The 22,469-nt window shown below is 42.7% G+C and carries 13 protein-coding genes, 1 tRNA gene, 3 rRNA genes and 2 riboswitches; all 17 genes read right to left on the bottom strand.

Going from position 1 to position 22,469, the window contains the following annotated elements:
- Positions 1–53: 53 nt before the first annotated feature.
- A tRNA-Asp gene (locus BBI08_RS04305) sits at positions 54–126 on the bottom strand.
- Positions 127–141: 15 nt separating this feature from the next.
- A 5S ribosomal RNA gene (gene rrf / locus BBI08_RS04300) occupies positions 142–256 on the bottom strand.
- A gap of 73 nt (positions 257–329) precedes the next feature.
- Positions 330–3,259, bottom strand: a 23S ribosomal RNA gene (locus BBI08_RS04295).
- Positions 3,260–3,466: 207 nt separating this feature from the next.
- Positions 3,467–5,016, bottom strand: a 16S ribosomal RNA gene (locus BBI08_RS04290).
- Together the 16S, 23S and 5S rRNA genes with 1 tRNA gene alongside form the textbook arrangement of a ribosomal RNA operon.
- Positions 5,017–5,561: 545 nt before the next feature.
- A complete protein-coding gene (locus tag BBI08_RS04285) occupies positions 5,562–6,899 on the bottom strand; it encodes an NCS2 family permease (protein WP_008496749.1) in 1,338 nt (445 codons plus the stop codon).
- Positions 6,900–7,015: 116 nt separating this feature from the next.
- Positions 7,016–7,117: riboswitch (purine riboswitch) on the bottom strand.
- Positions 7,118–7,234: 117 nt separating this feature from the next.
- Entirely contained in the window at positions 7,235–8,773 is a 1,539-nt protein-coding gene (gene guaA, locus BBI08_RS04280; protein ID WP_065528533.1) for a glutamine-hydrolyzing GMP synthase, read from the bottom strand.
- 125 nt (positions 8,774–8,898) lie between these two features.
- Positions 8,899–9,000: riboswitch (purine riboswitch) on the bottom strand.
- Positions 9,001–9,032: 32 nt separating this feature from the next.
- A complete protein-coding gene (locus tag BBI08_RS04275) occupies positions 9,033–11,213 on the bottom strand; it encodes a DUF4129 domain-containing transglutaminase family protein (protein ID WP_065527779.1) in 2,181 nt (726 codons plus the stop codon).
- On the bottom strand, positions 11,210–12,424 hold the full coding sequence (locus BBI08_RS04270) for a DUF58 domain-containing protein (protein ID WP_065528530.1): 1,215 nt from the start codon (positions 12,422–12,424) through the stop codon (positions 11,210–11,212). Before BBI08_RS04270 ends, BBI08_RS04275 begins: the two co-directional genes overlap by 4 nt.
- Positions 12,421–13,371, bottom strand: a complete 951-nt coding sequence (locus BBI08_RS04265; RefSeq protein ID WP_008496746.1) for an AAA family ATPase — start codon at positions 13,369–13,371, stop codon at positions 12,421–12,423. The genes BBI08_RS04270 and BBI08_RS04265 overlap by 4 nt, the downstream gene beginning before the upstream one ends.
- A 166-nt stretch (positions 13,372–13,537) precedes the next feature.
- Positions 13,538–14,365: an ammonia-dependent NAD(+) synthetase gene (nadE, locus tag BBI08_RS04260; protein ID WP_008496745.1), complete on the bottom strand. Its 828-nt coding sequence runs from the start codon at positions 14,363–14,365 to the stop codon at positions 13,538–13,540.
- 11 nt (positions 14,366–14,376) lie between these two features.
- Positions 14,377–15,846, bottom strand: coding sequence for a nicotinate phosphoribosyltransferase (locus BBI08_RS04255; protein WP_008496744.1), 1,470 nt, complete (start codon positions 15,844–15,846; stop codon positions 14,377–14,379).
- A gap of 494 nt (positions 15,847–16,340) precedes the next feature.
- Positions 16,341–17,783 (bottom strand): aldehyde dehydrogenase family protein, encoded by a 1,443-nt coding sequence (locus BBI08_RS04250; protein WP_065528529.1) that lies wholly within the window; start codon positions 17,781–17,783, stop codon positions 16,341–16,343.
- A gap of 20 nt (positions 17,784–17,803) precedes the next feature.
- Positions 17,804–18,559 (bottom strand): SDR family NAD(P)-dependent oxidoreductase, encoded by a 756-nt coding sequence (locus tag BBI08_RS04245; protein ID WP_008496741.1) that lies wholly within the window; start codon positions 18,557–18,559, stop codon positions 17,804–17,806.
- Positions 18,560–18,570: 11 nt separating this feature from the next.
- Positions 18,571–19,644, bottom strand: coding sequence for a tartrate dehydrogenase (locus BBI08_RS04240; RefSeq protein ID WP_008496740.1), 1,074 nt, complete (start codon positions 19,642–19,644; stop codon positions 18,571–18,573).
- An 18-nt stretch (positions 19,645–19,662) separates the two neighbouring features.
- On the bottom strand, positions 19,663–20,931 hold the full coding sequence (locus tag BBI08_RS04235) for a TRAP transporter large permease (protein WP_008496738.1): 1,269 nt from the start codon (positions 20,929–20,931) through the stop codon (positions 19,663–19,665).
- A 2-nt stretch (positions 20,932–20,933) separates the two neighbouring features.
- Positions 20,934–21,404, bottom strand: a complete 471-nt coding sequence (locus BBI08_RS04230) for a TRAP transporter small permease (protein WP_008496737.1) — start codon at positions 21,402–21,404, stop codon at positions 20,934–20,936.
- Between the two features lie 63 nt (positions 21,405–21,467).
- The gene (locus tag BBI08_RS04225; RefSeq protein WP_008496736.1) at positions 21,468–22,445 is read right to left on the bottom strand and encodes a TRAP transporter substrate-binding protein; all 978 of its coding nucleotides are present in this window, start codon (positions 22,443–22,445) and stop codon (positions 21,468–21,470) included.
- Between the last annotated feature and the right edge of the window lie 24 nt (positions 22,446–22,469).

Below are 22,469 nucleotides of genomic sequence, written 5' to 3'. Positions count from 1 at the left end.
TTTTCAACAAAAAAATGAACACAGCATGATCGCTGTGTTCATCATCAAAATTACGGTCCCGACCGGGATCGAACCGGCGATCTCCTGCGTGACAGGCAGGCATGTTAACCGCTACACCACGGGACCAAAAAAAATAAAACAGACCAGCGACGTCCTACTCTCACAGGGGGAAACCCCAACTACCATCGGCGCAAAAGAGCTTAACTGCCGTGTTCGGGATGGGAACGGGTGTGGCCTCTTTGCCATCATCACTGGACTATTTAGTTTTTCTTGTTCTTTCAAAACTGGATAAACGACATTGGAACGTGCAAGTCTTCGCGTACATTGTGTTGGTTAAGTCCTCGATCGATTAGTATTCGTCAGCTGCACATGTCGCCACGCTTCCACCTCGAACCTATCTACCTCATCGTCTTTGAGGGATCTTACTTGCTTGCGCAATGGGAAATCTCATCTTGAGGGGGGCTTCGTGCTTAGATGCTTTCAGCACTTATCCCGGCCACACATAGCTACCCAGCGATGCCCTTGGCAGAACAACTGGTACACCAGCGGTGTGTCCATCCCGGTCCTCTCGTACTAAGGACAGCTCCTCTCAAATTTCCTGCGCCCGCGACGGATAGGGACCGAACTGTCTCACGACGTTCTGAACCCAGCTCGCGTACCGCTTTAATGGGCGAACAGCCCAACCCTTGGGACCGACTACAGCCCAGGATGCGATGAGCCGACATCGAGGTGCCAAACCTCCCCGTCGATGTGGACTCTGGGGGAGATAAGCCTGTTATCCCCGGGGTAGCTTTTATCCGTTGAGCGATGGCCCTTCCATGCGGAACCACCGGATCACTAAGCCCGTCTTTCGACCCTGCTCGACATGTACGTCTCGCAGTCAAGCTCCTTCTGCCTTTACACTTTCGAATGATTTCCAACCATTCTGAGGGAACCTTTGGGCGCCTCCGTTACTCTTTAGGAGGCGACCGCCCCAGTCAAACTGCCCGCCTGACACTGTCTCCCAAGCCGATCAGGCTTGTGGGTTAGAATTTCAATACAACCAGGGTAGTATCCCACTGACGCCTCCTCCGAAGCTGGCGCTCCGGAATCTAAGGCTCCTACCTATCCTGTACAAGTTGCACCAAAATTCAATATCAGGCTACAGTAAAGCTCCACGGGGTCTTTCCGTCCTGTCGCGGGTAACCTGCATCTTCACAGGTACTATAATTTCACCGAGTCTCTCGTTGAGACAGTGCCCAGATCGTTACGCCTTTCGTGCGGGTCGGAACTTACCCGACAAGGAATTTCGCTACCTTAGGACCGTTATAGTTACGGCCGCCGTTTACTGGGGCTTCAATTCGCACCTTCGCTTGCGCTAAGCACTCCTCTTAACCTTCCAGCACCGGGCAGGCGTCAGCCCCTATACGTCACCTTACGGTTTTGCAGAGACCTGTGTTTTTGCTAAACAGTCGCCTGGGCCTATTCACTGCGGCTCTCTCGGGCTATACACCCTACCAGAGCACCCCTTCTCCCGAAGTTACGGGGTCATTTTGCCGAGTTCCTTAACGAGAGTTCACTCGCTCACCTTAGAATTCTCTTCTCGCCTACCTGTGTCGGTTTGCGGTACGGGCACCTCCCGCCTCGCTAGAGGCTTTTCTTGGCAGTGTGAAATCAGGGACTCTAAGGGTAAACCCTCTTGCCATCACAGCTCAACGTATCAGGAATGGGATTTGCCTCATTCCACGCCTCACTGCTTGGACGTGCACAACCAACGGCACGCTCTCCTTATCCTTCTGCGTCCCCCCATTGCTCAAACGGCGGGGAGGTGGTACAGGAATATCAACCTGTTGTCCATCGTCTACGCCTATCGGCCTCGACTTAGGTCCCGACTAACCCTGAGCGGACGAGCCTTCCTCAGGAAACCTTAGGCATTCGGTGGACGGGATTCTCACCCGTCTTTCGTTACTCATACCGGCATTCTCACTTCTAAGCGCTCCACCAGTCCTTCCGGTCTGACTTCAACGCCCTTAGAACGCTCTCCTACCACGGATCTCTTACGAGATCCATCCACAGCTTCGGTAATCCGTTTAGCCCCGGTACATTTTCGGCGCAGTGTCACTCGACCAGTGAGCTATTACGCACTCTTTAAATGATGGCTGCTTCTAAGCCAACATCCTGGTTGTCTAAGCAACGCCACATCCTTTTCCACTTAACGGATATTTGGGGACCTTAGCTGGTGGTCTGGGCTGTTTCCCTCTTGACTACGGATCTTATCACTCGCAGTCTGACTCCCAAGCATAAATCACTGGCATTCGGAGTTTGTCTGAATTCGGTAACCCGGGATGGGCCCCTAGTCCAAACAGTGCTCTACCTCCAGGATTCTCTATCTTGAGGCTAGCCCTAAAGCTATTTCGGAGAGAACCAGCTATCTCCAGGTTCGATTGGAATTTCTCCGCTACCCACACCTCATCCCCGCACTTTTCAACGTGCGTGGGTTCGGGCCTCCAGTAAGTGTTACCTTACCTTCACCCTGGACATGGGTAGATCACCTGGTTTCGGGTCTACAACTACATACTCTGGCGCCCTATTCAGACTCGCTTTCGCTGCGGCTCCGCCTTCTCAGCTTAACCTTGCATGTAATCGTAACTCGCCGGTTCATTCTACAAAAGGCACGCCATCACCCATTAACGGGCTTTGACTACTTGTAGGCACACGGTTTCAGGATCTATTTCACTCCCCTTCCGGGGTGCTTTTCACCTTTCCCTCACGGTACTGGTTCACTATCGGTCACTAGGAAGTATTTAGCCTTGGGAGATGGTCCTCCCAGATTCCGACGGAATTTCACGTGTTCCGCCGTACTCAGGATCCACTCTGGAGGGGTAAGGTTTTCGGCTACGGGGCTGTTACCCGCTGCGGCGGACCGTTCCAGGTCGCTTCGCCTAATCCTACCTTTTGTAACTCCGTATAGAGTGTCCTACAACCCCAAGAGGCAAGCCTCTTGGTTTGGGCTGATCCCGTTTCGCTCGCCGCTACTCAGGGAATCGCATTTGCTTTCTCTTCCTCCAGGTACTTAGATGTTTCAGTTCCCTGGGTCTGCCTTCTCATGTGCTATAGATTCACACATGGATACTACTCGATTAAAAGTAGTGGGTTCCCCCATTCGGAAATCTCCGGATCACAGCTCACTTACAGCTCCCCGAAGCATATCGGTGTTAGTGCCGTCCTTCTTCGGCTCCTAGTGCCAAGGCATCCACCGTGCGCCCTTTCTAACTTAACCAATGGTTAATTAAAAAGTTGTGACAAAAATTGTCACGCGTACTTGAATTTCTTGCATATTGTTTCAATGTCGTTTTATCCAGTTTTCAAAGAACAAGTTTGAAAGTCACAAAAAAAGGCGTTGCCGCCTGAAGGTGAACCTTCAAAACTGAACGCAAAACGTCAACCCCGGAGCGCCTAGGGCGCCCGGTTCCGAATTTATCCTTAGAAAGGAGGTGATCCAGCCGCACCTTCCGATACGGCTACCTTGTTACGACTTCACCCCAATCATCCGTCCCACCTTCGGCGGCTGGCTCCACAAGGGTTACCTCACCGACTTCGGGTGTTACAAACTCTCGTGGTGTGACGGGCGGTGTGTACAAGGCCCGGGAACGTATTCACCGTGGCATGCTGATCCACGATTACTAGCGATTCCGGCTTCATGCAGGCGAGTTGCAGCCTACAATCCGAACTGAGAACGGTTTTATGGGATTGGCTCCCCTCGCGGGTTGGCAACCCTTTGTACCGTCCATTGTAGCACGTGTGTAGCCCAGGTCATAAGGGGCATGATGATTTGACGTCATCCCCACCTTCCTCCGGTTTGTCACCGGCAGTCACCTTAGAGTGCCCAACTGAATGCTGGCAACTAAGATCAAGGGTTGCGCTCGTTGCGGGACTTAACCCAACATCTCACGACACGAGCTGACGACAACCATGCACCACCTGTCACCACTGTCCCCGAAGGGAAAAGTGTATCTCTACACCGGTCAGTGGGATGTCAAGACCTGGTAAGGTTCTTCGCGTTGCTTCGAATTAAACCACATGCTCCACCGCTTGTGCGGGCCCCCGTCAATTCCTTTGAGTTTCAGCCTTGCGGCCGTACTCCCCAGGCGGAGTGCTTAATGCGTTAGCTGCAGCACTAAGGGGCGGAAACCCCCTAACACTTAGCACTCATCGTTTACGGCGTGGACTACCAGGGTATCTAATCCTGTTTGCTCCCCACGCTTTCGCGCCTCAGCGTCAGTTACAGACCAGAAAGTCGCCTTCGCCACTGGTGTTCCTCCACATCTCTACGCATTTCACCGCTACACATGGAATTCCACTTTCCTCTTCTGCACTCAAGTTCTCCAGTTTCCAATGACCCTCCACGGTTGAGCCGTGGGCTTTCACATCAGACTTAAAGAACCGCCTGCGCGCGCTTTACGCCCAATAATTCCGGACAACGCTTGCCACCTACGTATTACCGCGGCTGCTGGCACGTAGTTAGCCGTGGCTTTCTGGTGAGGTACCGTCAAGGTACCAGTAGTTAGTTGGTACTTGTTCTTCCCTCACAACAGAGTTTTACGATCCGAAAACCTTCGTCACTCACGCGGCGTTGCTCCGTCAGACTTTCGTCCATTGCGGAAGATTCCCTACTGCTGCCTCCCGTAGGAGTCTGGGCCGTGTCTCAGTCCCAGTGTGGCCGATCACCCTCTCAGGTCGGCTACGCATCGTCGCCTTGGTAGGCCATTACCCCACCAACTAGCTAATGCGCCGCGGGCCCATCCTGCAGTGACAGCCGAAACCGTCTTTCCGTGCAGCCTCAGGAGAGGCCGCAAACTATTCGGTATTAGCACCGGTTTCCCGGAGTTATCCCGATCTGCAGGGCAGGTTGCCCACGTGTTACTCACCCGTCCGCCGCTAAACCAGAAGGAGCAAGCTCCTCTGGTTCCGCTCGACTTGCATGTATTAGGCACGCCGCCAGCGTTCGTCCTGAGCCAGGATCAAACTCTCCATTATAGAGTAGTGTTGATTGCTCAATACTGCTGGCGTATCGCCGTCCGAAGACGCACGATTCGCTTTGATCTACTTGCGTTGATCAGTAAGTTTTGCACGGGCCGTTTTGCGCGACCGTTGCGTTTTGTTGACGTTTTGCTGTTCAGTTTTCAAGGTTCAGTTTGTCGCGCTCATTGGCGACTCAATTAATATAACACGCTCATATTAGAGAGTCAACACTTTAACGAAGTTTTTTCGTAACTTAATTATAACAGTTTTTTCTAATTATTCAGATTACAATTGTGTTACAAATAAGTAAGGAAGTTCACTCTTTACATTGAAGAGTTGCCCTTATATTTATAACTCTTCCTTTGTTGTTGAGGAATTGAAATTTCTCAATAACAAAGTCCTGGTTCCATTCTCACCCCTCCTATTTTTATAAGCTCAAATTCATTTTCTTTACTCTGTTAGCTCACTGTCAAATTTGAGTTCCTTCTATAAGATACAGATTTCATTTTTCATTTTGCTCAAAGAAAAAGTCCACCAATAAAATTGGCGGACTTCCTACTTCACACTAAGAAAACAAAATAAAGAACAAAGATTACAAATAACCCATACATAATCGGATGAATCTGTTTACCTTTTCCTGCTACGAGCATTGTAATCGGATAGAAGATAAATCCAATCGCAATTCCTGTTGCGATACTATAGCCAAGCGGCATAGCAATCATCGTAAGGAAAGCTGGGACTGCGACTTCAAATTTCGTCCAGTCTATTTTCCCTAGCGCTGAAACCATCAAGACACCTACGATGATTAAAGCCGGAGCCGTTACAGCACTGGTGATTACTTCAAGTAACGGATAAAAGAAAATTGAAATAAGAAACAACACCCCGGTTACTACAGCTGCAAATCCAGATCGTGCACCAGCTGCAACTCCTGCAGTTGATTCAATGTACGAAGTAGTTGTTGACGTTCCAAAAATTGCTCCACTAACTGTAGCAATTGAATCTGCTAATAATGCCTTTCCTGCTCTTGGAAGTTTATTGTCTTTCATCAAGCCTGCCTGATTGGCTACAGCCACTAATGTCCCTGCTGTGTCGAAAAAGTCGACGAACAGGAAGGTTAGCACAATAACGAGAAACTGAATATTTATCAACGAACCAAAATCATTAAAGATCGGCTCAAGCGCCACACCAAAAGTCGGAGCCATGCTTGGAACATTCAAGTCAATAATTGCGCTAGGCAAATTCACAACACCGAAAATCATTCCAACTACTGCCGCGATTAAAATCCCAAAGAAAATTCCACCTTGGATACCGCGCGCCATAAAGATTACAGTGATGAGTAATCCAAAGATTGCTAACAACGCTGAACTGTCTGAAAGATCTCCCAACCCAACTAAAGTAGCAGGATTGTCAACAATGATATTTGCATTTTGCAATCCGATAAACGTAATGAATAGGCCGATCCCGGCTCCCACTGCATATTTTAATTCAGCAGGAATCGCGTTGATAATTAGTTCGCGAAGACCTGTTAACGTAAGTAGAATAAAAATAAGTCCTGAAAATAAAACACCTGTTAAGGCAGTTTGCCAAGGAATTCCGTAAGTTAATATTACTGTATAAGCGAAGAATGCGTTTAAGCCCATACCTGGAGCAAGCGCAATTGGATATTTCGCGAGAATCCCCATTACTAAACAACCGATTGCAGCTGCTAGTGCTGTAGCCATAAATACGGCTCCATAATCCATGCGCATTGAATCTGGAAGATCGGGTACTGATTGTAGCGTTAAGGTTAACGGGTTGACGACAAGAATATATGCCATCGCCAGAAACGTTGTTAAGCCGCCAATAATTTCTCTGCGGTAATTCGTTCCTAGTTCTTCAAACTGAAAATACTTTTTCATGCTGATTCCTCCGAATGCCTGCGTATAAATCCTACAAAAGAAAAACGCACACAGCAGATTGCCGTATGCGTTCGATTTATCCCTTCACTTAGAAAATGAAAGGCATCCCGCTCAAAAGTGAACAGGATTAAAATCGTAGTCGAGTTATTTACGGTAACTCGGTAGAAACTTTCGGGCCATATCCCCGACATTATACGACAAGCTTATTTAATTTCTAACGTAATATATCATAAATAAAATGAATTAACAACCGCAAACACGAACAATTTTAATAAATAACATAAAAAAGTTCGTGAAAAAGAAAAATGCCGACTAATGTAGTCGGCACTCTAACTTTATTCCCATTCAATCGTTGCTGGTGGCTTGCTCGTAATGTCATACAGCACGCGGTTGATGTTATCAACTTCGTTAACTAAACGGACACTGATTTTCTCTAGAACTTCCCAAGGAATACGAGCCCAGTCAGAAGTCATACCGTCAATTGACGTTACTGCACGAATACCGATTGCGTAATCGTAAGTACGGGCATCGCCCATTACTCCTACACTACGAAGATCCGGTAACACAGTGAAGTATTGCCAAATATCACGATCAAGACCCGCTTTGCTAATTTCATCGCGCAAAATCCAATCAGATTCACGGACGATTTCTAATTTCTCTTCCGTTACTGCTCCCATAATACGAATACCAAGCCCTGGACCTGGGAACGGCTGACGCCAAACGATTTCTTCAGGCATGCCAAGCTCAGTACCAAGAACACGTACTTCGTCTTTGAATAATGTATTTAACGGTTCGATCAATTTAAACTGCATGTCATCCGGTAATCCACCAACGTTGTGATGAGATTTAATCGTTTGAGCAGTTGTTGTTCCACTTTCAATGATGTCAGTGTAAAGCGTTCCTTGTGCTAGGAAGTCCATACCTTCAAGTTTTGAAGCTTCATCATCGAATACATAGATAAATTCGTTCCCGATAATTTTACGTTTTTTCTCTGGATCTGTAACACCTTCAAGTTTACTCATGAAACGATCGCGTGCATCGATTTTGATAACGTTCATGTTGAATCCGTCAGCAAAAGTTTTCATCACGCTTTCTGCTTCACCTTTACGAAGAAGGCCGTGATCAACGAACATACAAGTCAATTGATCGCCAATTGCTTTATGGATTAATACTGCAACGACTGAAGAATCTACTCCACCACTAAGTGCGCAAAGGACTTTTTTGTCGCCAACTTCTTCACGGATTTTTTCGATTTCTAATTCAATATAGTTTTCCATTGACCAGTCATCTTGCATTCCACAAACGTCATAAACGAATTTGCGCAATAAATCATTACCATAAATCGAATGACGTACTTCTGGATGAAATTGAACGCCGTAAAACCCGCGACTTTCATCTGCCATAGAAGCAATCGGGCAGCTTGCGCTTGTTCCGATAACATCAAACCCCGGAGGCGCGGCTGTAACTAAATCACCGTGGCTCATCCAAACGATTTGTTCTTCAGGAAGGTCTTTAAAGATTTTGCTTTCTTTAGTTAGCTTCAATTCCGCTTTTCCGTACTCACGATTTTGAGCTTTTTCTACTTTCCCTTTTAAGTGCAACGCCATTAATTGCATGCCATAGCAAATTCCTAAAATCGGTAAGCCCATTTCAAAAATGGCATCATCGATTGAAAATGCATTTTCATCGTAAACAGAGTTTGGACCACCTGAGAAAATAATTCCCGTAGCGTTCATTTCTTTGATTTCTTCAGCTGTGATTGTGTGCGGGTGAAGCTCACTATATACACCAATTTCGCGGATGCGGCGCGTAATCAACTGATTGTATTGACTTCCGAAATCCAAAACGACGATTTTTTTCTGCTCTTTTAACATTGGACTAACTGGCAAAACCTTCACCTCTTCTATTCGATTCAGGCCTCAAAATAATAAAAGAACGCGAAAAATGGACCTCGCGTTCTTTTGCTCTACATCAAAAAGGCGAATGCACACGTCAAAAAGCGTGCGTCATCCACCTTCATAGTCAAGTCATTTCCGGGGACTTGGTAGAGACATCCGATCCATATTACCGGACATATATGAGGGCACCTGTAATTTATAATTTAATCAATTGTACATTTTAAAAGTCGTAAAATCAACCGCTTGTTCTATTGATTAAGTTTTCCCAACTTTCCTTCAACTCTTGCCAGTCAATGGATTGGTCATCCCCGCCGTAAATCATTTTTTCATACGCACGAGTCAGCTCAGACATTTCTCGTGTACCAAAAAATGAATCAATGTAAGCTGCGTATGATTTCAGTGTTTGACCTGGCTTTCGATTGATGCCGTATAATTCTAGTTGTTTCAGTAACCTTAAGTAGGCTTTTTCAAATTGAACCGATTCTTGACCACGTAATCGATAATAAGAAATAAGGAATTTCGGCATCCACCTGTGACGAATTTTGAAAAGAATAGTTCCTATAACACCCAATGCAATAATTGTCCAAATCAGTTTCCAACGATTAGTTGAAATGAAATCCGTAAGACGGTTCCAAAAAGCAGTTTGTGAATTTGCCACCGCTTCTTCTTCACCTGCATTTTCCGGTTCTTGCGTTTCTGGACGTTCTTGAGGATCGGGTTGCTCCGGGTCCGTTGGATCTAACTCCAAATCAAAATCAATAGATGATGAACCTGTAAAACCAATAGTTGGTTCAAATAGCATCCACCCCACGCCTGGCATATAAGCTTCTACCCACGAATGCGCATTATTGTTTGTTATTTCGTAGACATCAGTTTCTCCTTGCGAATCGATTAATTCACCTTCATTAAATCCTTTAACCCAACGAGCTGGTATATCAAGTGAGCGTAATAATACAACCATAGAGGTCGAAAAATTATCACAATACCCTCTCTTGGTCTCGAATAAAAACTGATCTACATAATCTTGATCCGCTCCAGGAACTGGAATATCCGTTTGACTATAGGTAAATCCAGAGGTATTGAAATAACTCTCAATAGCCAATGCTTGATCATAAACTGTCTCACTATTTGCGGTTATTTCAATAGCTAAGTCACGAACTCTTTCAGGAAGTTCATCCGGCAATTGCACATAGCGATCAAACTCAATAGGCAGTTCTTCTAAAGCTTCTCCACTTGTTTCTCGCAATGTTTTCAAACTATAACTAGGTTCACCAAAAGATACTTCATACTCTTCAGGTTCCAGTTCTTCTCCATTTTGGTAAGTTTCAAAGCGCTGATCTGCTGAGCTATATTGATAATTTGGAGATTCTTCCATCGAAAAAGATTCGGTTCCGTAAGGATAGAGAACAAAAGGAAATTCTTGTTCCATCGAGACGACCGTAGTCTCCACTTCTTCTCCTGAGATAAACTCCGTATCTACAGTTTCATTGTTTCTGTAAACGACGGACTCACCTACATTCTCTGTCAGTTCCCACCCTTTTGTCGTATAAGTATCTTTCGATTCAACTTTCCAATATTGTCCAGTTGATACATCTGCGCGAAAAACCGGTGTATCATCCCCAATAAACGAACCTCCTAGACGTGAATCGTCTACTCCGTATCCAATTCTCCCTACATTGCCCCCACTTCCGGGACCACCTTGTCCTGAGAAAGAAGTTATGAATGGTACTGGGTCTGGCCAAATGGGTTCTGATTTCGGCAAATATAATGCAAACGCCGTCGAAACAGCAATCCCTAAAACAAGGGGTACTGCAAATAAAGCTACTTTATCGGCGTGCTCTGAAATTTGGTGCCTTTCCATCCACCGCACCAAATACAATAGCCCTGCCAGAAGAAGACCAATTATCATGATTCGAACAATAGCTGTTTCTCCTGAATACGGACTGAATGTATCTAATACCGCGATAAAAACTACCGTCAATACATAGAACAAAAAAATGCTAGATCTGAAACTTACCCAGTAATGAATCAAGTAAATGGCCATCCATAACAATACAAAAAACAACATTGTTCGGAAAACGTCGGTTGTTTGTTCCCAATTTTGGCTAATCAAAGCTGAAAAATTCATACTGAAATTAGATTGGAGAAACTGTATAGCTTCTCCTGTAAAAAACACATTTTCTGTATAGACATAAACAACAAACCATAAAATATACAAAACTTTTATAGGCCCTGAAAACCACCAAGGAACTCTCAGAAAGGCCATTAATAATCCAACTGCAATAAAAATCAAAAACAAAGCTCGATGACCTGTTTCAGTCAACACAATAACTGGCGTCAACCATTCTGCTAACATAAAGAAAACTAGTATATATAAGATGGCCATAAAAAACTTGTTTTTTCTAATGGAAGTCATTGCAGGCTCACCTCCGTAAACACAGTCGCAAAGTTCTCAGGACTCACGCGTTTTACAACAAATCCTTTTGAACGAGCAAATTGATGTACTTGTTCATCTTCTTCAAGTAAAGCTTCACCTTTACTCGTAACAACTAAACACATGCAATTGCTTAAATTTTTAGCATTTCTTTGAATAGATTGAATCATTTCTATTGAAAGTTGACTCGTTACATATAATAAGCTTGACGTATTCATTTTTTGAAGTTCACGTCCAACCACTTGGTCTACCGGCTTGTCCAAGTCGCTTTGCACTTTCGCTAAATGATACATAACCCGCTGTAAATGCTCTTCAGTTTGAACGACCGGAAAATAATTGTGTTTTTGACCAATTGATAAATAAGCTAAGCTTGAATTAGCTCGAACAACCGATTTCAATATAGAAGCTATTAGCTCTACTTGCAATTCGAATTTCTCTGACACTCTTCGATCGTCTAGTAAAAAAAGGTCTTGGGACTGCCGATCTTCAAATTCTTTCGTGCGTAATGTTTGCGTACGCGCATAGGATTTCCAGTGAATCCATGACACTCGGTCCCCAGGTTGGTAATCACGAACTCCGCTTGCCATTGTTGTATCTTTTACTAAAGTAAAAGGAGCAGCCATTGACCCATGATCATAACGTGATTCTATGGGACGGTATGCAATTTCTACTGTATTTGGATAAACTAAAATTGTTTGTTGAACTGGTAGTAACCGACTTTTTTTTACCCATCCAAAAAAATCCGAAATTTCTAAGTAAACCCCTTCTAATACATGCTCTCCCCTAGGCATATTCTCAAGAGTATAAGACCAAGAATAAGATTTCCGGAATCCCGGAACAATCATTTTCGGGCGTAGATTTGCGATGATTTTATTCAAAGATGGAGAATGGGTTTGTTCACTTAATACGGTATATAGGAGCGGAAAAGGATTTTTCCGATAAATGGTGACTGTCGCTGAAAAGTCCCCACCTTTACGGACTTGAGTCGTATGAACTTTTCGAGAGACCTCGATTTTCTGTAAAGGATAAAATGCTAACAGCATGGAATACACGATAAACGGTAAAGACATATAAAAGATAAACCAGCTAACAAATCCTCCTTGAAACATAGCAAAAGAAAAAGTTAAAAATAGAAGAAAAAGCACTACTATGATGCGCCCCCATAAAATGGTATTATTTTTCAGTTGCTTCATTTACCAACAAGCCTTTTTACAGGTACATGGGTTTTCGCCAAGATGCGTTCTGTAATTTCTTCTACCGTTATTCCATCGTAACGAGCCTCTGACCGCAACATAATACGATGTCCGAAAACAAATTTCGCTAAATATTGAACATCGTCCGGCGTTACATAATCTCGTCCTTTTAATAAAGCATAAGCTTGAGATGCCTTCATCAATGCAATAGACCCTCGTGGACTTACCCCCAAATACACATAAGCATCTTGACGAGTTTGACGAGACAAATCTACGATATAACTCTGAATGGTTTCATCTACTTTAATCGTCCGCACTTGACTCTGAAGTTCTAATAGCTCTTCGAGTGATATGACGGAAGTTAATTCTTCGATTGGTGCTGCAACTTGCGCACGGTTTAAAACTTCCATTTCTTCTTTCGATGTCGGATAGCCCATTTTAATTTTCAATAAAAAGCGGTCAAGTTGCGCTTCAGGAAGAGGATAAGTACCTTCATATTCGATTGGATTTTGTGTAGCCATGACAAAGAAAGGTTTTGGGATTTGCATTGTTACTCCATCAATCGTGACAGAAGCTTCTTCCATTGCTTCTAAAAGAGAGGATTGTGTTTTCGGTGAGGTCCGGTTTATTTCATCTGCTAAAATAATATTGCCCATAATGGGACCCGGTCGAAAATGGAATTCCATGTCTTTCGGATTGTAAATAGACACACCAATAACATCTGATGGCAATAAGTCAGGTGTAAATTGAATCCGTTTAAAATCAGCTCCCACCGATTTTGCTAAAGCGCGAACCAACATCGTTTTACCAACACCTGGAACGTCTTCTAATAAAACATGGCCATGAGACAGCATTGCAACAATACAAAGTTCTGCAATATCACGCTTCCCTATAATCACTTTCTCAATATTATCTATTACTTTTTCCAACCGCTCTTTAGCATTCATTTTTAAGTTCCTCCAATATAAAGCAGAAAATTTTTTGAATTATCACAATCTTATCGTAATCATAACGAAAAGCTACTCATAACTCAACTACACAAGAAATCCCTTCCAACAAGTATTCAAAATAAAAAAGCAGGAATCTCCTAAGATCTCCTGCTTTTCCACTGATTTATTTCCAAAAATCGTCGAATACCGTAACAGGTAAATGACGCTTATGTTGTGTTCTTAAATAATGACCTTCAATTTTCCCCTGTGCATCTGCCGGGATTTTCTTACCTTCTAAATAGTCGTCGATTTGATTATAAGTTACCCCTAATGCCACTTCATCAGGAAGTGCTGGCTTGTCTTCTTCTAAATCTGCTGTAGGAACTTTCAAGTAAAGATGCTCTGGGCTACCAAGTTCTTGTAACATTTCTTTTCCTTGGCGCTTATTCAACCTGAATAACGGTGTCAAATCAGCTGCCCCATCACCGAATTTCGTATAAAAACCCGTTATGGCTTCTGCTGCATGATCAGTTCCAAGTACGGCCGCACTATGCATGGCTGCAATCGAATATTGAGCTTTCATCCGTTCCCGCGCTTTTTCGTTACCTTTTGCAAAATCGGATAATTGAATACCAGCTTCTTTTAATGCCAGTTCACTAGCATCAACAGCCCCTTTTATATTAACCGTATAAAGTTTAGTCGGTTGGATAAAATTCAAAGCATCTTTGGCATCATGCTCATCAAGCTGAACACCGTAAGGCAAGCGCACTGCATAAAATCCGTAATCGTTACTTCCCGATTCTTCATTTAATTGATCGATTGCCATCTGTGTCAACTTGCCAAGCAATGTCGAATCTTGGCCACCTGAAATTCCGAGCACATACCCTTTAAGGAAAGAATGGCGCTTTAAGTAATCTTTTAAAAACTGGATTGTCTGTTCAATTTCTTCTTTAGGTTCGATGATAGGCTTTACTTTTAACTCTTCAATAATTTGCTGTTGTAGAGTAGACATTAAAATCCTCCTTATTCTCCAGTAAATTCGTGAACGGCATCGCGAACTTCTTGAATATTGCGCATTTTGTTATCCCAGCATTTTTGGCTTAAATCGACTGGGTATTCTTCAGGATTTAAAGAGCGTTTGTATTCATCCCATAATAAGTCCATGTTTTGAATGGCGTAGTTCTGCATTTCTTGGACACTTGGGTTTTTATAAATAATTTGGCCATTTTCAACAACTTTTTGATGGATATTTACTGCTTCGAAATTCGTGACAAATTTCGATACAAAGGTATGAACCGGATGGAACATTTTTAAACGTTCTTGTGAAGCAGGATCTTCATCATGCATCGCGATATAATCACCTTCTGATTTCCCGTTTTCTTTATCAATAATTCGGTACACATTTTTCAGCCCGGGTGTCGTGACTTTTTCTGTATTCCCTGAAATTTTAATGGTATCTTCTAGTTCGCCTTTGTCATTTTCGATTGCCACCAATTTATAAACTGCGCCTAAAGCCGGCTGATCGTAAGCCGTAATTAGCTTTGTTCCAATACCCCACGCATCGACGCGAGCTCCTTGGGCTTTCAAGTTTAAAATTGTGTATTCATCTAAATCATTGGAAACTACTATTTCTACATCTGGGAAACCTGCAGCATCCAACATTTTTCGTGCTTCTTTTGATAGAAAGGCAATATCTCCACTGTCTAGTCGAATCCCTTGGAAGTTGATTTTATCGCCTAATTCTTGGGCTACTTTTATCGCAATCGGCACTCCAGATTTTAATGTATCGTATGTATCTACCAAAAAGACACAGTTTTTATGGCGTTTTGCATAAGCATGAAATGCGTCATACTCATTTTTATAAGCTTGCACCATTGAATGCGCATGTGTTCCAGCTACAGGAATCCCAAATTTTTTGCCGGCACGTGCATTACTAGTTGCTTCAAGTCCACCAATATAGGCTGCGCGCGATCCCCAAATAGCTGCGTCCATTTCTTGAGCACGTCGCGTCCCGAATTCCATAACACGTTCGTCTTTTACAATTTGCTTAATACGACTAGCTTTAGTAGCGATTAAGGTTTGGTAATTAACGATGTTCAAAAGTGCAGTTTCGATTAATTGGGCTTCTACAAGCGGAGCTTCCACACGGATTAATGCTTCGTTTTGAAAAACAAGCTCACCTTCCGCTACCGCGTAAACATCCCCTGTAAACCGAACAGTTCGCAAATAGTTGATGAAATCTTCTTTATAACCAAGTTGTTCTTGAAGATAAGCTAAATCACTGTCCGTAAATTTGAAGTTTTTCAAGTAGTCTAAAACGCGTTCTAATCCCGCAAATAAAGCATAGCCATTGCCAAAAGGTAATTTACGGAAAAACAATTCAAAAATCGCTTTCCGTTCGTGCATCCCATCTGCCCAATAAGCCTCCGACATATTGATTTGATATAAATCTGTATGTAGCGCCAAACTGTCATCCGCATAATGCTTATCCATAAAAGAGTCTCCTTCTTCCACTATCAGTAATGCCACTAATTATACACCAATATTGGTAAGACCAAAATAAAAGTCAACTTTATAAGCGCGACCGCTGTTTTTCATCTATACAATAAACTCTTTTGCTCTATTTTTTCTTCACCGAGTTTATAGGTTGACATAAAGGAGAGAACGTGAGATGATAGCTTAGTTAACACAAAGGTAACTGGTAAATTTTGATAATCTGGCATTCTACGATAATGTTTTTGAGAATACTTATTCACACTGGAGCGATTTAAGGATCGCAAGGACGTAAAAGAAGGTAGGGTTTACGTTGCTTAGGTTAGAAAGCACCCAGTGGAACAATGACCGCGGTACTGAAAGTAACACTTTCAATGGAAATGATTCCCCAGTAACATGGGTTGAAAAATTGAGTCAAAACAAATTATAGTTACCTTAAACAAACAAAGGGATGTTCTCAAATCGAGGACATCCCTTTTCCAATTTTTTTACCATTAGTATTTCAACGCGACATTTTTTAAAGCCGTGTAATTGCGCAATGCTTCAAGACCTTTTTCACGACCAAACCCACTCTTCTTAAATCCTCCGAATGGCATTTGCACTCCGCCCCCGGCACCATAATTATTGATGAAGATTTGACCGGCACGAATTTTACTAGCAACTCGATGTGCACGCGCCCCATCTTTTGTCCAAATGCCAGCTACCAGTCCGTACTCCGTTCCATTAGCCAATTCAATTGCTTGTTGCTCAGTTTCAAATGCAAACGCAGCAACGACTGGCGCAAAAATTTCTTCTTGAGCTACATAACTATCTGGTGCAAGTCCATCAATGACAGTCGGTTTGAAAAAGTAGCCATTTTCGAGCCCTGCTGTTTCTTGACGCTCGCCACCTGTTAAGAATTTTGCTCCTTCATTCCGTGCAACGTCCATGAATTCGAGAATGCGTGAAAATTGTTTTTCATTTAAAATCGGTCCTAAATCTAAATCATTTACACCTTTCCCAATTTGAATTTCTTCCATTTTCGCAACCACTTTTTCCAAAAATTCTTCTTTTATAGACTGCTGCACCAATAAACGAGATCCTGCTGAACAAGTTTGTCCGGCATTTTGTATAATCGAACGCACAACCCACTCAACCGCTTCTTCTTGATCACAATCTTCAAAGACCAGGTTCGGCGATTTCCCACCAAGCTCAAGCGTTACCGGCTTAACGTTTTTTGCAGCACCCATCATTACAGCAGAACCGGTTTGAACAGAGCCCGTAAAAGTAATATGATCAACATCTGGATGTTCAGATATTGCTGCTCCCGCTTCAAAACCATAACCCGTCACCAAGTTAAAGACACCTTTTGGCAAGTGGGTCGCATCAAATATCTCTGCTAATTTAATCGCCGTCAGCGGTGTATCTTCTGCGGGTTTTGCAACAACAGTATTACCAGTTGCAATCGCAGCTGCAGTTGAGCGTGAAATGATTTGCAATGGATAATTCCACGGCACAATATGAGCTGTTACGCCAACTGGTTCACGTAATGTATAATCGAGAATTCCAGGTTGAACTGGTATCGTTTCACCAAAAATTTTATCCGCCATTCCTGCGTAATATTCAAAATACAAGGCAGATGCTTCCACATCTTTACGCGCTTGCGTTAATGGTTTTCCTGTATCAAGGGTTTCTAACAACGCAATTTCTTCTGCATCTGTGCGTAGCGCTGCGGCTATTTTATGTAATATTCTTCCTCGTTCAATCGGCGGGAAAGACTGCCATTCTTCTGACTCAAATGTTGCACGAGCAGCTTTTACTGCAGCGTCAACGTCTTCTTTTTTCCCTCTCGGAACTTCTGCCAATATTTCTCCAGTTGCTGGATTTTTGGTTTCAATTTTCTCGTTGCCAATGCTATCTATCCATTTTCCGTTTATATACATTTGTTGTTTTTTCACTGATCTGTTTCACTCCCCAATTAAATTCCACGTCCTCCGTCAACATTCACAATGCTACCTGTCATCATTTTCGCTAAATCTGAGCTGAGGTATAAGACACAATTAGCAATCGCTTCCGGTGTAATCAATTCACCTAATGGAACACTTTTACGGAATATATTTTCTTTCGTTTGTCCTTCATCAACACCAGATGCGGTAAATTCACCTAACATTTTCGTATCCGCAGGGCCTGGATTTATCGCATTAACTCGAATGTTATAAGGAGCTAATTCAATAGCTAAAGCTTTCGTCAATGAAATTGTTGCGCCTTTTGAAGCCACATACGCATTTAATCCCGGGCGTGGGCGGTCAACAGAAACAGAGGCTATATTAATAATTGATCCACAATTCTGTTGTTTCATATACGGAACAACTGCACGAGATGTTAAAAATACAGCGGTGGAATTGATCGCCATAATACGCTCCCAGTCTTTGAGAGTTACCTTTTCAATATCTGTTGCTGCTTGTGCAATTCCAGCGACATTCGCTAATACATCAATGCGACCAAACTTGTCTGCCGTTTTCTTAATAGCCACTTCTACACTTTGTTCTTCCGTTAAATTGCCTTGAAGAACGAGTAGTTGCTTTGGGTATTGCTTTTCTAACTCTTGTAGACTATCGACATGAAGATCAATAGCCGCGACATTCGATCCTTGTTTTAAAAATTGCTCAACAACCTCTTTACCCATTCCACCGCTTGCACCTGTTACAATCGCTACTTTATTGTCTAACCCCATTAATTTCCCTCCTAGTTTTCCACCAACTTCAAGACTTTCTCAGCAATAGCTGAACCTACTTCTTGTGTAGTGGAAGTGCCACCTAAATCTGGCGTCAATACGTTTCCTTCTTGAATTACTTGTTCAATCGCGTCGACAATAGCAGTCGAAAGATCTTCACGACCTAAATGATTCAACATTAATGCAGCTGACCAAATTTGAGCAATCGGGTTGGCAATTCCTTTTCCTGCGATGTCCGGCGCTGAACCGTGAATCGCTTCAAACATAGAAGGAAAATTGCCTTCTGGGTTGATATTTCCCGATGGCGAAACGCCCAATCCACCTACTAAAGCGGCTCCAAGATCCGTTAAAATATCTCCGAATAAATTAGAAGCAATTACCACTTCAAACGATTCAGGGCGCAAAACAAAATATGCAGCCAAAGCATCGATGAAATTACTTTCTAGTTCAATGTCTCCGTAATCTTTCGCGACCAATTCAACAACTTCGTCCCATAACTTCATCGAATGAATAATGGCATTGGATTTTGTTGCACTCGTCACTTTTGATTTGTTGTTTTTTTGCGCGTACTCAAACGCATATTTGGCAATCCGTTCGACGCCTTGTTTTGTAATGACCGTATTTTGAATCGCCATTTCTTGCGAATGTTGCTGATACAAACGTCCGCCGATATTCGAATACTCACCTTCTGCATTTTCACGGAATACCATAAAGTCTATTGGTTGCTCGTTTTTCAAAGGAGATTCAATACCAGCCAATCGCTTAATCGGCCGCATATTGACGTATTGTTGAAAGTTTTTACGAATCGGCATAATCAGTTCCCAAATTGTTACTTCATCTGGTACGCGTTTGTCACCTACCGCTCCAAATAAAATCGCATCAAAATTTTTCAATTGATCCAAGCCATCCTCAGGCATAATATGTCCGTGAGCTAAATAATATTCACTGCCCCATTCAAATTGTTCAAACACGATGTCGAATGTTGGGTCTTGCTTTTTTAACACTTCTAGCACTTTTACTGCTTCTTTCGTAACGTCGGGCCCTATTCCATCTCCAGGTAGTACCGCTATTTTATAAGCTGTCATAAATTCCCCTCCAATAGTTTAGTCACCAATTAGGAATAACGTGATTGCCGGAATAAACGAAATGATCAAGACATCGACAATCATTACTAAAATAAATGGCACAATTGCTTTTAACAAACTTTCAAATTTAGTCCCAGCAATATTTGCAGCCACAAATAAATTGACTCCAACTGGAGGCGTGATAAATCCGATTCCTAAGTTTACGATCATAATAATACCGAAATGCACTAAATCAATACCAAGTGCATTGGCAATTGGCACAAGAATCGGCGTTAAAATAATGATGGCTGCTGAAGTTTCAAGGAACACTCCACAAATCAGCAATAACAAGTTCAGAATTAGTAAGGCAATAATCCAGTTATCCGTCACACTGAGCATCAATTCCGTCAATTCGGCTGGAATTCGCTGACGCGTTAAGTAGTAACCAAATACAGAGGCACCGGCAATAATAAACATAATGACCGAAGTCACAACAACAGAAGAAGAGAAAATCCTTGCCAAGTCGGTCAATTTAATTTCACGATATATAAATATACCGACAAACAAGCCATATACTACCGCGACAACCGCAGCTTCTGTTGGAGTGAAAATCCCTCCATAAATTCCACCTAAAATAATTACTGGCATCATTAAAGCGAGGAATGCGTCGAGAAAGGCTTTAAAGAAATCTTTCAAGCCAAATTTTTCTCCACCGCCATAGCCTTCTTTTAAGGAAATTAGGTAAACAAGTAAAATAAGTGAAACCATAACAAACAATCCTGGAACAATTCCTGCGATAAACAATTCACTAACAGAAACCCCTGCTGCCACTCCGTAAAGTACTAAAGGTACACTAGGAGGAATCATAATTCCGATGGTTCCACCAGCCGCTTGAATAGCTGTCGCAAAGCTTTTGTCGTAGCCTTTATTCACCATGGCCGGGATCATTAATGCCCCCACCGCGGCTGTTGTTGCAGCTGCAGAACCCGAAATCGCTGCAAAAAAGGCACACGCAACGATTGATACAATTCCGAGTCCTCCTTTAACACGTCCAAAAATGACATTCGCCAAGTGAATGAGTCGGCGGGAAATCCCACCACTTTCCATCAACTTGCCTGCCAAGATGAAAAAGGGAATCGCCATAAGCGGAAAAGAGTCAACCGAGTTAAACATTCGCTGAATAATAACAATTAATGAAACATTACCGTCAATGAAGAAAACGAGCGTCGAAGCAAGTCCCAGGCCAACAGCAATCGGTACATTAATCAAAAATAAAGCCATCAATAAAAGAAATAATACCAATGCCATCTTCAGACACCCCCGCTTTTAAAGTCTTTGGAAAATTGCGAGGCCATATTAATAATTAAAATTGCCCCACTCACGGGAATTACCATATAAATGACGCCCATCGGAATCCGTAAAACTGGGGAAGTTTGAGACATTCCTTGCATTGCAAGATCATATCCCTCAATTACCATCAACAAGAAAAAAAGCAGACTTGCAAATGTCGCAACACTATAAAGCGCCTTGCGGACAGGAACCGCAAATAATTTTACAAAAAACTCCATTCCGATATGTGCTTTTGAAGACATCGCATAAGCAGCGCCTAAAAACGTCAGCCAAATTAAACTGTACCTTGCCAATTCCTCCGTCCAAGCTAATGGAGAATTCAAAATAAAACGGAAAATCACTTGAAGAAACACCACGGTAACAAGCAATGCCATAATAAGATTTAATACATGCTTAATACCAAAATTCATATAGCCTATTAATTTATTCATTTTCTTGCCCCCGATATAAAAAAGAGAGAATGGATTCTCTCTTTTTTGAATTAATGTATTATTTTATTTCTGCGCGTCTAAAATTTCGTTTAATAGGTCTTGGTGTTCGATTGTGTCATATACTGGTAGAACTGCTTCTTGGAAAGGAGCTGTATCGACATCTTCAATAATTTCCATTCCTTGATCTTTCAATGTTTGAAGCGATTCTTTCTCCATTTCAACGATTAACTCACGTTCTCTTGCGCCTGCTTTTTGTCCTTCTTCTACAACGATATCGCGCAGTTCTTCTGGCAATTCATCGTAAGTTTTTTGGCTAAGCATATAGATGGCTACAGAATAAACGTGTCCTGTTAAACTCATGTACTTTTGATTTGCATCATATAAACTAAATTGGTCCGCAACGATCGCTGGATTTTCTTGTGCATCTACTACACCTTGTTGCAAAGCAGTAATTGCTTCAGTCCAAGCCATTGGAGTTGGTTGTGCGCCTAATGCTTCAAATGCAGCTAAATGAATTTCATTTTCTTGCGTTCTAATTTTCAAGCCTTTTAAATCTTCAGGTGTTTCGATTGGACGGATTGCATTGGTAATATGTCGGTAACCATTTTCTCCCCAAGACAAACCGATAATGCCGTTGTCTTCCATTTTGGTGAATAACTCATCGCCGATATCACCCTCTAGAATTTCTACAGCTGATTCACGGTCTTTAAAAAGAAACGGTACGTCTAAAACGCCTAATTCCGGTACAAAGTTCGTAACAGGTGCCGTTGAAGAAACCACCAAATCAACGGTGCCAAGTCCCATACCTTCTGTCAATTCACGCTCTGCCCCAAGTTCACTGTTAGCAAAAATTTCAATTGTTACTTGTCCATCTGTTCGTTCATCAACAGCATCTGCCATTTCTTGTAGCGCTATATGGTACGGGTGATCATCAGGTAATGAATGTCCTGCTTGAAGCACAAAATTTTCATCCGATTCTCCACCTGACGATTCGCTATCAGAACTGCCGCACGCTGTTAGAGCCAATGCACTTGCCATCATAATTGAAACAAACCCGAATTTTTT

The organism is Planococcus halocryophilus (assembly GCF_001687585.2).
GTDB classification, from domain to species: domain Bacteria; phylum Bacillota; class Bacilli; order Bacillales_A; family Planococcaceae; genus Planococcus; species Planococcus halocryophilus.
Note: the sequence above shows the minus strand (reverse complement) of the source record. Positions and strands in the feature narration are given on the sequence as shown.

Excerpts from the sequence above, each read along its gene's own strand:
- BBI08_RS04285 (WP_008496749.1), bottom strand. The coding sequence starts at position 6,899 with ATGAAAAAGTATTTTCAGTTTGAAGAACTAGGAACGAATTACCGCAGA.
- guaA (WP_065528533.1), bottom strand. The coding sequence starts at position 8,773 with ATGTTAAAAGAGCAGAAAAAAATCGTCGTTTTGGATTTCGGAAGTCAA.
- BBI08_RS04275 (WP_065527779.1), bottom strand. The coding sequence starts at position 11,213 with ATGACTTCCATTAGAAAAAACAAGTTTTTTATGGCCATCTTATATATA.
- BBI08_RS04270 (WP_065528530.1), bottom strand. The coding sequence starts at position 12,424 with ATGAAGCAACTGAAAAATAATACCATTTTATGGGGGCGCATCATAGTA.
- BBI08_RS04265 (WP_008496746.1), bottom strand. The coding sequence starts at position 13,371 with ATGAATGCTAAAGAGCGGTTGGAAAAAGTAATAGATAATATTGAGAAA.
- nadE (WP_008496745.1), bottom strand. The coding sequence starts at position 14,365 with ATGTCTACTCTACAACAGCAAATTATTGAAGAGTTAAAAGTAAAGCCT.
- BBI08_RS04255 (WP_008496744.1), bottom strand. The coding sequence starts at position 15,846 with ATGGATAAGCATTATGCGGATGACAGTTTGGCGCTACATACAGATTTA.
- BBI08_RS04245 (WP_008496741.1), bottom strand. The coding sequence starts at position 18,559 with ATGGGGTTAGACAATAAAGTAGCGATTGTAACAGGTGCAAGCGGTGGA.
- BBI08_RS04240 (WP_008496740.1), bottom strand. The coding sequence starts at position 19,644 with ATGACAGCTTATAAAATAGCGGTACTACCTGGAGATGGAATAGGGCCC.
- BBI08_RS04235 (WP_008496738.1), bottom strand. The coding sequence starts at position 20,931 with ATGGCATTGGTATTATTTCTTTTATTGATGGCTTTATTTTTGATTAAT.
- BBI08_RS04230 (WP_008496737.1), bottom strand. The coding sequence starts at position 21,404 with ATGAATAAATTAATAGGCTATATGAATTTTGGTATTAAGCATGTATTA.
- BBI08_RS04225 (WP_008496736.1), bottom strand. The coding sequence starts at position 22,445 with ATGATGGCAAGTGCATTGGCTCTAACAGCGTGCGGCAGTTCTGATAGC.